At 39.0% G+C, this 13,966-nt stretch carries 14 protein-coding genes; 5 read left to right on the top strand and 9 right to left on the bottom strand.

Features of this window, described 5'->3' with window-relative positions:
* Window positions 1-63 precede the first annotated feature (63 nt).
* Window positions 64-1,305 carry a serine/threonine transporter gene (locus tag EAL44_RS01545; RefSeq protein ID WP_121073958.1) on the top strand — a complete coding sequence of 414 codons (1,242 nt, stop codon included), beginning with the start codon at window positions 64-66 and terminating at the stop codon, window positions 1,303-1,305.
* Entirely contained in the window at window positions 1,305-2,672 is a 1,368-nt protein-coding gene (locus tag EAL44_RS01540; protein ID WP_121073955.1) for an L-serine ammonia-lyase, read from the top strand. The genes EAL44_RS01545 and EAL44_RS01540 overlap by 1 nt, the downstream gene beginning before the upstream one ends.
* A 629-nt stretch (window positions 2,673-3,301) precedes the next feature.
* Here EAL44_RS01540 and EAL44_RS01535 read toward each other — a convergent pair.
* From EAL44_RS01535 to EAL44_RS08060, 9 genes are all read right to left on the bottom strand, one after another.
* Entirely contained in the window at window positions 3,302-4,159 is an 858-nt protein-coding gene (locus tag EAL44_RS01535) for a hypothetical protein (RefSeq protein WP_078286716.1), read from the bottom strand.
* A 115-nt stretch (window positions 4,160-4,274) separates the two neighbouring features.
* The gene (locus tag EAL44_RS07825; protein ID WP_162970314.1) at window positions 4,275-4,415 is read right to left on the bottom strand and encodes a hypothetical protein; all 141 of its coding nucleotides are present in this window, start codon (window positions 4,413-4,415) and stop codon (window positions 4,275-4,277) included.
* Between the two features lie 155 nt (window positions 4,416-4,570).
* Entirely contained in the window at window positions 4,571-5,002 is a 432-nt protein-coding gene (locus EAL44_RS01525) for a DUF1104 domain-containing protein (RefSeq protein ID WP_121073952.1), read from the bottom strand.
* Window positions 5,003-5,492: 490 nt separating this feature from the next.
* Window positions 5,493-6,353 carry an outer membrane protein gene (locus tag EAL44_RS01520; RefSeq protein ID WP_121073949.1) on the bottom strand — a complete coding sequence of 287 codons (861 nt, stop codon included), beginning with the start codon at window positions 6,351-6,353 and terminating at the stop codon, window positions 5,493-5,495.
* Between the two features lie 200 nt (window positions 6,354-6,553).
* Complete coding sequence (rplT, locus tag EAL44_RS01515; protein WP_001264156.1) at window positions 6,554-6,904, bottom strand: 50S ribosomal protein L20; 351 nt, start codon at window positions 6,902-6,904, stop codon at window positions 6,554-6,556.
* A 94-nt stretch (window positions 6,905-6,998) separates the two neighbouring features.
* The gene (gene rpmI, locus EAL44_RS01510) at window positions 6,999-7,193 is read right to left on the bottom strand and encodes a 50S ribosomal protein L35 (protein WP_001125542.1); all 195 of its coding nucleotides are present in this window, start codon (window positions 7,191-7,193) and stop codon (window positions 6,999-7,001) included.
* Complete coding sequence (gene infC, locus EAL44_RS01505) at window positions 7,174-7,785, bottom strand: translation initiation factor IF-3 (RefSeq protein ID WP_121073946.1); 612 nt, start codon at window positions 7,783-7,785, stop codon at window positions 7,174-7,176. Before infC ends, rpmI begins: the two co-directional genes overlap by 20 nt.
* The gene (gene thrS, locus EAL44_RS01500; protein WP_121073943.1) at window positions 7,782-9,620 is read right to left on the bottom strand and encodes a threonine--tRNA ligase; all 1,839 of its coding nucleotides are present in this window, start codon (window positions 9,618-9,620) and stop codon (window positions 7,782-7,784) included. Before thrS ends, infC begins: the two co-directional genes overlap by 4 nt.
* A gap of 57 nt (window positions 9,621-9,677) precedes the next feature.
* The gene (locus EAL44_RS08060) at window positions 9,678-9,809 is read right to left on the bottom strand and encodes a hypothetical protein (RefSeq protein ID WP_001892720.1); all 132 of its coding nucleotides are present in this window, start codon (window positions 9,807-9,809) and stop codon (window positions 9,678-9,680) included.
* Window positions 9,810-9,983: 174 nt separating this feature from the next.
* Between EAL44_RS08060 and ppsA the strand changes: the two genes are divergently transcribed.
* From ppsA to EAL44_RS01485, 3 genes are all read left to right on the top strand, one after another.
* Entirely contained in the window at window positions 9,984-12,416 is a 2,433-nt protein-coding gene (gene ppsA / locus EAL44_RS01490) for a pyruvate, water dikinase (RefSeq protein WP_121073940.1), read from the top strand.
* 96 nt (window positions 12,417-12,512) lie between these two features.
* On the top strand, window positions 12,513-12,641 hold the full coding sequence (locus EAL44_RS07930; protein WP_240448860.1) for a DUF874 family protein: 129 nt from the start codon (window positions 12,513-12,515) through the stop codon (window positions 12,639-12,641).
* Window positions 12,583-13,932 (top strand): DUF874 family protein, encoded by a 1,350-nt coding sequence (locus EAL44_RS01485; protein ID WP_240448868.1) that lies wholly within the window; start codon window positions 12,583-12,585, stop codon window positions 13,930-13,932. The genes EAL44_RS07930 and EAL44_RS01485 overlap by 59 nt, the downstream gene beginning before the upstream one ends.
* Window positions 13,933-13,966 lie beyond the last annotated feature (34 nt).

Raw genomic sequence — 13,966 nt, 5'->3', positions numbered from 1 at the left:
ATCATAAAAAGCTTTATGCTACAATGAAAACTCTTTAACACGATAAAAGGGCGGTTTAATAGCATGGTACAAGAAAAAGCGGTTCCAAGAGATCCTAAAAAACTCAATTTGTTTGATTTGCGTTGGATAGCGTCTTTATTTGGCACGGCGGTGGGGGCTGGGATTTTATTTTTGCCTATTAGAGCCGGTGGGCATGGGGTATGGGCCATTGTGGTGATGAGCGCGATCATCTTCCCTTTAACTTATCTAGGGCATAGAGCCTTAGCTTATTTCATAGGATCTAAAGATCAAGAAGACATTACCATGGTCGTTCGCTCTCATTTTGGCGCTCAATGGGGTTTTCTTATCACTTTGCTTTATTTCTTGGCGATTTATCCTATTTGTTTGGCTTATGGGGTGGGTATCACTAATGTGTTTGATCATTTTTTCACTAACCAGTTGCATTTAGCGCCTTTGAATCGGGGCTTACTGGCTGTGGTGTTAGTCTCTTTAATGATGTTGGTGATGGTTTTTAACGCTACGATTGTTACGCGCATTTGTAACGCTTTAGTGTATCCTTTATGCTTGATTTTATTGCTTTTTTCTTTGTACCTTATCCCTTATTGGCAAGGCGCTAATCTTTTTGTGGTGCCGAGTTTTAAAGAATTTGTGTTGGCGATTTGGCTAACCTTACCGGTGCTTGTGTTTTCATTCAACCATAGCCCCATTATTTCAACTTTCACCCAAAATGTGGGAAAAGAATACGGCGCTTTCAAAGAGTATAAACTCAATCAAATTGAATTAGGGACATCGCTGATGCTTTTAGGGTTTGTGATGTTTTTTGTGTTTTCGTGCGTCATGTGCTTGAATGCTGATGATTTTGTGAAAGCAAGGGAACAAAATATCCCCATTTTAAGCTATTTCGCTAACACCCTAAACAACCCTTTAATCAATTATGCGGGGCCTGTGGTGGCCTTTTTAGCAATTTTTTCATCTTTTTTTGGGCATTATTATGGGGCTAAGGAGGGTTTAGAAGGCATAATCATTCAAAGCTTAAAATTGAAAAAGGCTTCTAAAACCTTGAGCGTTAGCGTAACGATTTTTTTATGGCTGACTATCACGCTTGTGGCTTATATTAACCCTAATATCTTGGATTTTATTGAAAATTTAGGCGGCCCCATTATCGCGCTCATTCTGTTTGTGATGCCTATGATAGCGTTTTATAGCGTTTCTAGCTTGAAGCGTTTTAGAAACTTCAAAGTGGATATTTTTGTGTTTGTCTTTGGGAGCTTAACGGCTTTGAGCGTGTTTTTAGGACTATTTTAATGGCTAGTTTTTCTATTTTATCCATTTTTAAAATCGGCGTAGGGCCTAGCTCTTCACACACCATAGGGCCTATGGAAGCGGGGGCGAGATTTTGTGGGTTGTTAAAAGGCGTTTTAGAGCAGGTTGAACGCGTTCAAATCACCTTGCATGGATCATTAGCTTTAACCGGTAAAGGGCATTTGAGCGATGAGGCGGTTTTAATTGGCTTGCATGGTATTTATGCTAACGAATTAGATATAACAACCAAAAAAGCCTTATTGCATGAGGTGTTTGAAAACAAAGTTTTAAAACTCGCTAACCAGCATCATATCCCTTTTGATTATGCTAAAGATTTGATTTTTGACAACAAACCTTTAGCCAGACACCAAAACGCCCTCATTCTAAAAGCTTTTAACGCTAAAAATGAGGTTTTAAAAGAAGAGACTTATTATTCTGTTGGTGGAGGGTTTGTTTATACTGAAAAAGAATTAGACAACTTATCTAAAGAGGGTGAAAATGAAAGCATTGCCTATGATTTTTCAAGCGCTAAAGAGTTGCTAGAATTGTGCCAAAAACACCAAAAAAGCATCGCTGAAATCGTGCGTTTGAGAGAAAACTCCCTCAAAAACCACCCTGATGCAACGATGACTAAAATCTATCATGCGATGCTTGAGTGTTATCATAATGGGGCTAATTCTAAAGAAAGGTATCTGCCCGGTTCTTTGAGAGTAACACGATTAGCCCCAAGCGTTAAAACGCGCCTAGAAAAGCACCCCACAAGCGGGAAAGACCCATTAGCGTTGATTGATTACATTTCGCTTTACGCTCGTGCCATTGCCGAAGAAAACGCTAGCGGAGGCAAGGTGGTAACCGCCCCTACTAATGGGGCGTGCGCGGTAGTGCCAAGCGTGCTTTTATACGCCAAAAACCATTTATTTGAAAATTTATCGCAAAGGGCTATTAATGATTTTTTACTCACTAGTGCGGCGATTGGCTATCTTTACAAAAAAAACGCTTCCTTGAGCGGCGCAGAAGCCGGGTGTCAGGCTGAAATTGGCGTGGCAAGCTCTATGGCTGCGGGGGGGTTAGCCCATTTGTGCCAAGCGACCACACAACAGGTTTTGATCGCTAGTGAAATCGCTATGGAGCACCATTTAGGATTGACATGCGATCCGGTGGGGGGCTTGGTGCAAATCCCTTGCATTGAACGCAATGTTTTAGGGGCGATTAAAGCGATCAGCGCTTCTAAACTAGCCTTAGAAGATGAATACAAGCCTAAAGTGAGCCTAGATGAAGTGATCGCTACGATGTATGCGACCGGAAAAGACATGAATGAAAAATACAAAGAGACTTCGTTAGGGGGGCTAGCTAAAACCTTAAAATGCTAAGGGATAGCCCTCAACTTTAGGGACTTTAAATTCAAAATAAAAGGCTTTGTTTTTTATCAAATACCAATAAAGCCTTATCCAACTTTAATATTCTTAGAAAATTAAAAAATAGGGTTTTAAAGCGTTATTCCATCGTTTTGGATTTCATTTTATAGTAAAACTCATTAAGTTTGTTTAAACTCATAAGAAAACAAGGGGGTATTTTGAAATAACTCTCCCCCTTAACCCCATTAAGTATCCCCCTAACCCCATAAGAACGCGTTATGAGAAAATCACTCGCTTTTCGCAAGCTTTTTTATTTTGATTGTGAAAAACACTCAAAGGCATCAATGCCAATACTCCATTAAAAACTTTTATAGGCTTTATGAAATGCGTTGGAATGTGAGGTTATGTTTAACTCTATCAATCGCTATATTTCAAAGATTTTTGCGTAACAAAATCTTAAGCTAATCGTTACCAATCGTTACCACAAAAAAAGCCAAAAAGCTTAAAGATTTTAAAAAAGCGGTGGTTTTTAAAAAGATAGTCCTAATATAAAACAGAGTGATAGAAAGCTAAAAGCCCAAAAAGGAGTGCTTAAGAGACTTATTTAAAACCCCCTAGCCAAAAAGGTAAGCTAGGCTATTTTGCTATTTTTCAGACTTACTAGAATCGCTAATTTGCTTTTCAAACTCTTGCTGCAAGGCTTGTTGTTGCCTTTCTTTCTTTGAAAGGCGACGTTTTTTCTTGGGCTTTTTTTCCTTTTTTGAAGAAGTCTCTGGCTCTTTTGAAGCTGTTTCTTTGAGCGTGTTAGCGTTAGTCATAGGGTCTAGATCCGGGTTAGAAGAATTCTGTGTCTTAGAAGAGCTTATAAATTCAGGGCTATCAGTATGGCTTTCAAGCTCCCCACTGCTCCTCTTTTGGAATGCTGCCTTAGTGTCTTTCTCAGCTTGTTCTTCCATTTTTTTAAGAACGATTGCATCCACTTTTCTAGCCTTTTCTTTTTGGCTTACCCTAACCATGCTGATCAAATATTTGATATACCCATCATACATGTCCCCAAACTGCTCATGCAAAGCCCCAAAATCTGAGCCTTTGTAAAGCCAATTAAATAAGGGGAGTGAAAGCTCTGTCCCTAAGTCTTTAAGCACATGCTTATAAAACTTTTCTCTGTCATTCACCACAAAAGAAACCTTGCCATTCCTATGCTCATAGTAACAAATCTTTTGCTCCACGCAATCTTCCAAACTCCCCTTAAAGAAAGCTCCAAAAGCGGATAAATCGCCCTTACTCATCTTGGTTTCAGAATACTGGTTAAAATTCTTCACACGCTCTTTTTCTAAATCAACCATGCTCTTTAAAACCCTCTTGCGGTCCTTTTTCACATTCCCTGTGGAGCTTTCAGAAAACATAACATTGGGATCAACTGTAGTGTTAATAGTGGCAGAAGCTGTTTCTGCTCTCAACAAAAAAGTCGTAGCCGCTAAAAAAAATAAAATCCGTTTCACACCAAACTCCTAATTAATATATAACCGCAACAAAAATAGATACCGTTCTTCATAAGCTCTCTTTTGAAATCTTCTTCTATTGATAAAAACCCACCTAGAATTCAAGCTATTTTGATCATCTTAAAATACAGACTTTCAAAGGGTCTTCATTATTGGGTATGATACTATAAATATCCAAAAAATACAAACACTCCAAAAACTTTAACCCTAAAAAATTGACATGCTCCCCACAGCTAAGGGATTTTAAGAGTAGCAAGACCCACCCACCAGATAGATAGCCTCTATTTTAAGAGTCAACGCCCAAACGCCATGACAATTATAACACGAAAACGCCCTAATCCCCATAGCCAAAAGCTAGGGGCTTACAGCGTGGTTTTACAAAAATCAAAAAAAGTTAGCACACCCTAAGCACTAATGCTTATGATGGCTTGGTTTTTTCCCTTTTTTGCCCTTTTTTTCATGATCATGAAAAGGGCCTTCGCATGCGCAATCATGCAAATCCAACCCCTCTTCACGGTATTCTTTCATGGTCATTGTTTTCTTTTTGTTAGCAATCACTTCAAGGATTTCTTTTTTACGCTTGTTGCGATCTTCTTGACTTAAAGAAGCCAAATTCTTATCCATAGCTTTCTTGAAATCCGCTTTATATTTTTGACGATCTTCTTCTTTCATCGCTTCTAATCGTTTATTGACTTCCGCGCGAAACTCAGGGACTTCGCTAGGAGCGACTTTTCCTGCTTGCTCTAATAGCTGCTTGTTATCCATGCTCTTAAAATCACTCGCATTCAAAAAGAACCCAAAAAAAGTCCCTGTAAATAATAAAGAAAACGCTAATTTTTTCATCAAATGCTCCCAATTCAAAAATAAAATGAAATCGCAAAGATTTTACCACCTACTCCATTAAAAATAACTTATATTCCTTATTCTCATCAAATATTGATAAACCTTATTTATTAACACTCTTTCATTTTTTTAAAAAATGGGATTTTGGTTACTTTGTTTTAACGCAAAACTCATAAGGGGATAGGGGTATTTTGAAATAATTCCCCTACAACCTAAATCCCCTAACCCAAGAAGATCGCTTTTTTAAGAGAATATCATTTGCTTGACGCAAGCTCTTTCATTGTTTAATCTTTTAAAAAATTTTTACAATCAATAATCTGTGCTATTTTTTGATTAGATAGGCTGCTTGCAATGACTGACGCCACGCTATTGTTTAGTGAGTTTATGATAACGCTTGATAACGGCTTTAGCATAAGAAAAGAAAGTCATAAAAGACCATAAAGAGCAAAAGCCCTTTTCTATACCCCCATAAGATTAACCCTAAAACACCTTAAAAGCTTACAATGTAACGCCAATAAAAGGCATAGGGGCGGTGGAAGGTGAATCTATAGGTAGTCCCTTCAGGCACATTATCCGCACTAGCGGTGTAGTAATTGTTGCGAATGGTTTGGATTTTCAAGCCAATTTCAAAACCTTGGTGTTTAGTGCCTAAGCGGATCCCGCCATTAACTAAGACCTGGAAATTTGATGGGTGGAAACTCCCTCTATATTCTTCAGCTAAGTCCTTAAAATAATAGTTTGTTGGACCCCAAGAGGTGCCACCGATCGCAACGCCAAGAAAAAACCCAAAATGCAAGTTCTCACGATTGAAAATAGCCGGGTTAAACAACACATCTGTGCCAGCCCCATAGCCAAACATGAAACTTTGAGAACCCTTGCGAGCGTCTCTCATGCCATAATCGTTATAAGTGTAATACTTATAATAAGAGCTTGCAAAATCAAAGAACCCGTAATAACGGAATCCAAACTGCGGGGATTTCTTCAAAAAATGCTTATACCCTACAACAAACCCAAAACCATTGATAGCGTATTGTTGGTTGCTCAAGCCCTTATACCCACGAGTCCCTAGAGCGCCATGGGTAAGCCCTCCTGTGGGATTGCTTGCTGTGGGCATGTTAGGCGTGTTAGAGCCATAAGCCCCACTTTGATTACCATTACAATTGCCATTGGAACAATTTTGAGCGGTCGTGCTGAGCATACCCAACTGGTAATCAATCCCTATAAAAGCAGCATTTCTTTCACCTTTTTTGGTAGGGCTAGTCTTAATAGCTTTTTCTTGCTTGGGGGTCTCTGCTGACAACAAGCTTGTCATTGCTAGAGAGATAGCACCTACTATAACAAATTTCTTCATGTATTCCTTCCTTCTACATTTTCTCTATTTGAGTTCTTAATGCTACATTCTACTATAAAATTGCTTTCTTTTTGATTAAATATAGCGATTGAATGAGAATAAATTGAAACAAAAATCAATTTTAGGAACTTTTTAGTAAAAATTCCTAAATCCTCTCACCTTTTTTAGGCTAAAACCAAAACCTTAACAGCCAATAGAGATTAAAGATGCTCTTTCACGCTCTCTAACACGCTCTTAAAGGCTTGCATGTCATTCATCGCCATGTCTGCTAAAACCTTGCGGTCTAATTCAATGTTAGCCACTTTTAAGGCATGCATGAAGCGCGAATAACTTGTATCGTGCATCCTGCAAGCCGCATTAATCCTTACCACCCACAAACTCCTGAACTCTCTTTTCTTTTGTTTGCGATCCCTAAAGGCGTAATACATGCTCCTTTCAAGCTGTTCTTTAGCCTTTCTAAAATGCTTTCTTCTGCCACTATAAAACCCTCTAGCGAGTTTTAAGACTTTTTTATGGCGTCTTCTGCGCACAACGCCTGTTTTAACTCTCATTTCTTTACCTTTCTTTTTAAAATATTTTTAGGTGCGTTTTTCAAACGACTTTCCCTTAAATAAGGGGATTAACTCCACTTCCTAATGAGCATTCCTAAGCCCTGCAAAGCAACGACATGACAGAATGCGCGTTAGTATGATGCACATGTTTTGGCGCGTTTAAATTGGCTTTACGCTTAGGGCTTTTTTTAGTCAAAATATGGCTTTTAAAAGCGCTGCCACGCTTGATCAAGTTTTTTTTGACTTTGAAACGCTTGGACGCGCCGCGATTAGTCTTCATTTTTGGCATGATTTTCTCCTTTCATAAGGTTAATACGATTAAAAGGCGGGTTATTTTCTTTAGATTTCTTTTCGTTTTTGGGGGCTTCTTTAGCCTTAGGCACAAACATCCACGAAACGAAACGCCCCTCGGTTTTTGGCTCTTTTTCAGGGTTGGCTAAATCCTCCATCATTGTTTGGACTCTCAAAAGCACATCAAGCCCGGCTTTTGAATTTTGACTCTCCCTACCCTTTAAAACCACTTTGAATTTGACATGCTTATTGGCTTCAATAAATTCTCTCGCATGCTTGACTTTATAGTTAATATCGTTTTGCGCGATTTGAGTGGAAAGCTTGATCTCTTTGATTTCAATTTGCTTTTGCTTTTTCTTGGCTTCCTTGATTTTCTTTTCATTTTGGTAGCGGAATTTATTATAATCCATCACCTTACACACGGGAGGTTTCGCGCTCGCTGAAATCAAAACCAAATCCAAACCTAAATTTTGAGCGATATTGAGTGCTTCTCTAGAAGAAATAATCCCATACACTTCGCCACTATCACCCACGCAACGCACTTCTTTAAAATTAATGTCTCCGTTTAACAACACTTCGCTTCTACTCAAAAACTAACCTCTTGCATTTTAGATTCAACCATGTTTAAAAACTCCTTTAAGGGCATTTTATACTGAGCTTGTTTTTCTCTGTCTCTAATGGATAACATTTCGGTCTCCACCTCTTCATTCCCTAACACTAAAATCATAGGGATTTTTTGCTTTTCGGCTAAACGCACCTTTTTATTCAAGCTGTCGTTTTTATCCAGCACTTCTACAAAAATATCGCGCTTTTTTAGTTCCTCTTTTAATTTCAAAGCAAAAACATGATGCTCTTCATTTATAGGAATAAGAGCGATTTGAGTGGGCGCGACAAAGAAAGGGAAATTCCCCCCAAAATGTTCGCTCAAAATCGCAATGAACCTTTCAAACGAGCCTAAAATCGCCCTGTGGATCATCACCGGCTGTTCAGCGTGATTGCGTTCATTAGTGAAAGCGAGTTTGAAGCGTTCAGGCAAATTCATATCCACTTGAATCGTGCCGCACTGCCACTTACGCTTCAAAGCGTCAGTGATTTTAATGTCAATCTTAGGCCCATAGAAAGCCCCTCCTCCTTCATCAATCTTATAATCAATGCGGTGCTCTTTTAGGGCTTCTTTTAAAGCGCTAGTGGCCTTTTCCCAAACTTTATCATCGCCTATGGATTTAGCCGGTCTAGTGGATAATTCCATTTCATAGCTAAAATCAAACGCTTTCATGATCTTATGCGTGAAATCTAAAATCGCGCTCACTTCACTTTGGATCTGTTCAAAAGAGCAAAAAATATGCGCATCGTCTTGGGTAAATTCCCTAACCCTTAAAAGCCCATGCAACACGCCGCTTTTTTCATGCCGATGCACCACGCCGTATTCATAAAACCTTAAAGGCAAATCCCTGTAGCTGTGTAAAGCGCTTTGATAGACTTTAATATGCCCCACGCAATTCATGGGCTTTATGCCGTATTCTTGCTCATCAATCGTGGTGAAATACATGTTTTCTTTATAGTTGTCATAATGCCCGCTGATTTTCCACACATCGCTTTTTAAAATCTCAGGGCCTTTGACCGGCTCATAGCCTCTTAAAAGCAACGCTTGACTCAATAAATCTTCAATGCGTTTCCTAAGCCTTGCCCCTTTAGGTAGCCATAAAGGCAAGCCTGCCCCTATTTCATCATCAAAGCTAAAAAGCCCTAGCTCCACGCCTAGCTTTCTGTGGTCTCGTTTTTTCGCTTCTTCTATTTGGAAAAGATAGTCTTTTAAGCCCTCTTTGGTGGCAAAAGCGATGCCATAGATTCTAATGAGCATTTCATTGTTTTCATCGCCACCCAAATAAGCCCCGGCCAATTTAGTGAGCTTGAAATGGTTTAAAAAACGGGTGTTTGGGAGATGCGGTCCCTTACACAAATCTTCGAACTCGCCTTGTTGGTACACGCCAAATATATCGCCACTGATTTTACTCATCACCGCATGCTTTAATTCATCGCCCTTAAAACGCTCTAAAGCTTGCTCTCTGGTTAAAACCTCTTTAGTGATAGCGAGTTTTGATTTTGCAAACTCTTTCATTTTCGCTTCAATTTTAGGCAAATCCTCTTCGCTGATTTTTGAAGAAGTCTTAAAATCGTAATAAAACCCCTCTTCTACCACAGGGCCTACAAAAAATTTCGCGTCCGGATAAAGGGCTTTCAAGCTTTGCGCAAGCAAATGCGCGCATGAATGCCTGATCACCTCTAAAGCCAAAGGCGAATCATCAAAAAATATCGGCTCGCTCCCTTTTAACGCTTTAATCCCATCGCTCAGCCCTAAGACTTTCGCGCTCTCTAAATCTATTATTTGCTCGTCTTTATAAACAGCAATCAGTTCCGCACTCATTCTTTAAAACTTATGTTTCCTTTCTTCAATACTTTTTCAATATTTTTTTCAATGCTTTTAGCAATCTTTTGAGCCAAACCCGCATTGCACTTGCGAATCCACTTTCTCAGCTTTAGGGTCGCTCATAGGCTTTAAACACGCTTGTAAAAACACCATACAAAGCAAATTCAATAGCAACCGCCTATACAAAACTACCCTTTCTATTCAAAAATACCTAACTAATCTCCCATTATACAATAAAATCATAAACCAACCCCTTATTAGAAAGCTTAGAATACAAACTGGCTAAAACTAAAGCTCTATCATGCTATCATTATTAGATTTTTGTTTTAAGAGACTTAATGATCATTTTAAGGGAGTTTTGTGCGATATATCAAGTTTTTCAAAGAGTTGAACAATAAGAATGTGAATCTGGTTGGGGGCAAGAACGCTAGCATTGGCGAGATGTTTCAAGAATTAGTGCCAATTGGCATTAAAGTGCCTGATGGCTTTGCGATCACCAGCGAAGCGTATTGGTATCTTTTAGAGCAAGGGGGGGCTAAACAAAAAATCATAGAGCTTTTAGAAAATGTTGACGCCACCGAAATTGATGTGTTAAAAATCCGCTCCAAACAAATCAGAGAGCTTATTTTTGGCACGCCTTTTCCTAGCGATTTGAGGGATGAGATTTTTCAAGCTTATGAAATTTTAAGCCAGCAATACAACATGAAAGAAGCCGATGTGGCTGTAAGGAGTTCCGCTACTGCAGAAGATTTGCCGGACGCTTCTTTTGCCGGGCAGCAAGACACTTATTTAAACATTAAGGGTAAAACAGAATTGATCCACTATATCAAATCCTGTTTAGCGTCGCTTTTTACCGATAGAGCGATTAGTTATAGAGCGAGTCGTGGGTTTGATCATTTAAAAGTCGCGCTGAGTGTGGGGGTGCAAAAAATGGTGCGAGCGGATAAAGGCAGCGCGGGCGTGATGTTTTCTATTGACACTGAAACCGGTTTTAAAGACGCGGTGTTTATCACTTCAGCATGGGGGTTAGGCGAAAATGTGGTGGGCGGCACGATAAACCCTGATGAATTTTATGTGTTTAAGCCCACTTTAGAGCAAAACAAACGCCCCATTATCAAACGCCAACTCGGCAACAAAACGCAAAAAATGGTCTATGCCCCAAGAGGCAGCGAACGCCCTACTAGAAACATTAAAACCACCAAAAAAGAATGGCAATCCTTTTCATTGAGCGATGAAGACGTGCTGATTTTAGCCAAATACGCCATTGAAATTGAAAAACATTACTCTAAAGAAGCCAAACAATACCGCCCTATGGATATAGAATGGGCTAAAGATGGCGATAGCGGGGAAATCTTTATCGTTCAAGCGCGTCCAGAAACCGTTCAAAGCCAAAAAAGTAAAGAAGAAAATCAAGTCTTTGAAAAATTCAAATTCAAAAACCCTAACGAAAAAAAAGAGATTATCTTGCAAGGCAGAGCGATTGGGAGTAAAATCGGATCAGGGAAAGTGCGCATCATCAATGATTTGGAACACATGAATTCTTTTAAAGAGGGCGAAATTTTAGTTACGGATAACACCGACCCAGATTGGGAGCCTTGCATGAAAAAAGCGAGCGCGGTTATCACCAATCGTGGGGGGCGCACTTGCCATGCCGCTATTGTGGCTAGAGAAATTGGTGTGCCGGCCATTGTTGGGGTGAGCGGGGCAACCGATAGCCTTTATACCGGCATGGAAATCACGGTTTCTTGCGCTGAGGGCGAAGAGGGCTATGTGTATGCAGGTATTTATGAGCATGAAATTGAAAGGGTGGAGCTTTCTAACATGCAAGAAACTCAAACAAAAATTTACATTAACATTGGAAACCCTGAAAAAGCTTTCAGCTTTTCTCAGCTTCCTAATCACGGCGTAGGGCTGGCCAGAATGGAAATGATTATTTTAAATCAAATCAAAGCCCACCCCTTAGCTTTAGTGGATTTGCACCACAAAAAAAGCGTGAAAGAAAAAAATGAAATTGAAAACCTTATGGCAGGCTATGCTAACCCTAAAGATTTTTTTGTGAAAAAAATCGCTGAAGGCATTGGCATGATCAGCGCAGCGTTTTATCCTAAACCTGTGATTGTAAGGACTAGCGATTTCAAATCCAATGAATACATGCGCATGCTTGGCGGCTCTAGCTATGAGCCTAATGAAGAAAACCCCATGCTTGGTTATAGAGGGGCTAGTCGGTATTATTCAGAAAGCTATAATGAAGCGTTTTCGTGGGAGTGTGAAGCTTTAGCACTAGTAAGGGAAGAAATGGGCTTAACGAACATGAAAGTGATGATCCCTTTTTTGCGCACCATTGAAGAGGGTAAAAAAGTCCTAGAAATCTTAAGAAAAAACAATTTAGAGTCCGGTAAAAACGGGCTTGAAATTTATATCATGTGTGAATTGCCGGTGAATGTCATTTTGGCTGATGATTTCTTAAGCTTGTTTGATGGCTTTTCTATTGGATCAAACGATTTAACCCAGCTCACTTTAGGCGTGGATAGAGACAGCGAGTTAGTCAGCCATGTCTTTGATGAAAGGAATGAAGCGATGCTAAAGATGTTTAAAAAAGCGATTGAAGCTTGTAAAAGGCACAACAAATATTGCGGGATTTGCGGGCAAGCCCCAAGCGATTACCCTGAAGTGACAGAGTTTTTAGTCAAAGAGGGCATCACTTCCATTTCTTTAAACCCTGATAGCGTGATCCCCACTTGGAACGCCGTAGCCAAGTTAGAAAAAGAATTGAAAGAGCATGGCTTAACTTGATAATAAATGGGTTAATTTAACTTGAGTGGGTTTTTTGTATTAGTTTCCATGATATAATTTTGAAAAGTGGGATTGTTTTTTGAAAAAAGGTTGGTAATGAAATCAGTAAAAACAGAAAAAGCAAATAAAGTTGGCAAAAACACAGAGACAGCTGACACAAAGGCAAATAAAGAGACTCATTTTAAACAAGCGAGCACCATTACAAATACGATCAGAATCAATTAGTGGGTTTTTTACAAAGATCGCAAAGAGAGTTAGAGAACTTGTAAAAAAACACCCCAAGAAAAGCAGGGCGGCATTAGTAGTGTTAACCCATGTTGCGTGCAAGAAAGCGAAAGAATTGGACGATAAAGTCCAAGATAAATCCAAACAAGCTGAAAAAGAGAATAAAATCAATTGGTGGAAATATTCAGGATTAACAATAGCGGCAAGTTTATTATTAGCCGCTTGTAGCGCTGGTGATATTGATAAACAAATAGAGTTAGAACAAGAAAAACAAAAGACAAATAAGAGTGGGATAGAGTTAGAACAAGAAAGGCAAAAGACAAATAAGAGTGGGATAGAGTTAGAACAGCAAAGACAGAAAACAGAACAAGAAAGGCAAAAGACAAATAAGAGTGGGATAGAGTTAGAACAGCAAAGACAGAAAACAGAACAAGAAAGGCAAAAGACAAATAAGAGTGGGATAGAGTTAGAACAGCAAAGACAGAAAACAGAACAAGAAAGGCAAAAGACAAATAAGAGTGGGATAGAGTTAGAACAGCAAAGACAGAAAACAGAACAAGAAAGGCAAAAGACAAATAAGAGTGGGATAGAACTCGCCAATAGTCAAATAAAAGTAGAACAAGAAAAACAAAAGACAGAACAAGAAAAACAAAAGACAGAACAAGAAAAACAAAAGACAGAACAAGAAAAACAAAAGACAATTAATACACAGAAAGATTTCATTAAAGAAACAGAACAAAATTGCCAAGAAAAACATGGCCAATTGTTTATTAAAAAAGCAAGAATTAAGACCGGTATTACTACTGGTATTGCTATAGAAATAGAAGCTGAATGCAAAACCCCTAAACCCACAAAAACCAATCAAACCCCTATCCAGCCAAAACACTTTCCAAACTCTAAACAACCCCGCTCTCAAAGAGGATCAAAAGCGCAAGAGCTTATAGCTTATTTGCAAAAAGAGCTAGAATCTCTGCCCTATTCACAAAAAGCTATCGCTAAACAAGTGGATTTTTATAAACCAAGTTCTATCGCTTATTTAGAACTAGATCCTAGAGATTTTAACGCTACAGAAGAATGGCAAAAAGAAAATCTAAAAATACGCTCTAAAGCTCAAGCTAAAATGCTTGAAATGAGGAGTTTAAAACCAGACCCACAAGCCTACCTTTCAACCTCTCAAAGCCTTTTGTTCGTTCAAAAAATATTTGCTGATGTTAGTAAAGAAATAAAAGTAGTTGCTAATACCGAGAAAAAAGTAGAAAAAGCGGGTTATGGTTATAGTAAAAGGATGTAGGGATTAAAAACATTACACCAAGTTTTTAATTATC

Source organism: Helicobacter pylori (assembly GCF_003637685.1).
Lineage (GTDB): Bacteria > Campylobacterota > Campylobacteria > Campylobacterales > Helicobacteraceae > Helicobacter > Helicobacter pylori_CJ.
This window is presented reverse-complemented; position numbering and strand designations above follow the sequence as displayed.

Coding starts and splice junctions, on each gene's coding strand:
- EAL44_RS01545 (WP_121073958.1), top strand. CDS start 64: ATGGTACAAGAAAAAGCGGTTCCAAGAGATCCTAAAAAACTCAATTTG.
- EAL44_RS01540 (WP_121073955.1), top strand. CDS start 1,305: ATGGCTAGTTTTTCTATTTTATCCATTTTTAAAATCGGCGTAGGGCCT.
- EAL44_RS01525 (WP_121073952.1), bottom strand. CDS start 5,002: ATGAAAAAATTAGCGTTTTCTTTATTATTTACAGGGACTTTTTTTGGG.
- EAL44_RS01520 (WP_121073949.1), bottom strand. CDS start 6,353: ATGAAGAAATTTGTTATAGTAGGTGCTATCTCTCTAGCAATGACAAGC.
- rplT (WP_001264156.1), bottom strand. CDS start 6,904: ATGAGAGTTAAAACAGGCGTTGTGCGCAGAAGACGCCATAAAAAAGTC.
- rpmI (WP_001125542.1), bottom strand. CDS start 7,193: ATGCCAAAAATGAAGACTAATCGCGGCGCGTCCAAGCGTTTCAAAGTC.
- thrS (WP_121073943.1), bottom strand. CDS start 9,620: ATGAGTGCGGAACTGATTGCTGTTTATAAAGACGAGCAAATAATAGAT.
- EAL44_RS07930 (WP_240448860.1), top strand. CDS start 12,513: ATGAAATCAGTAAAAACAGAAAAAGCAAATAAAGTTGGCAAAAACACA.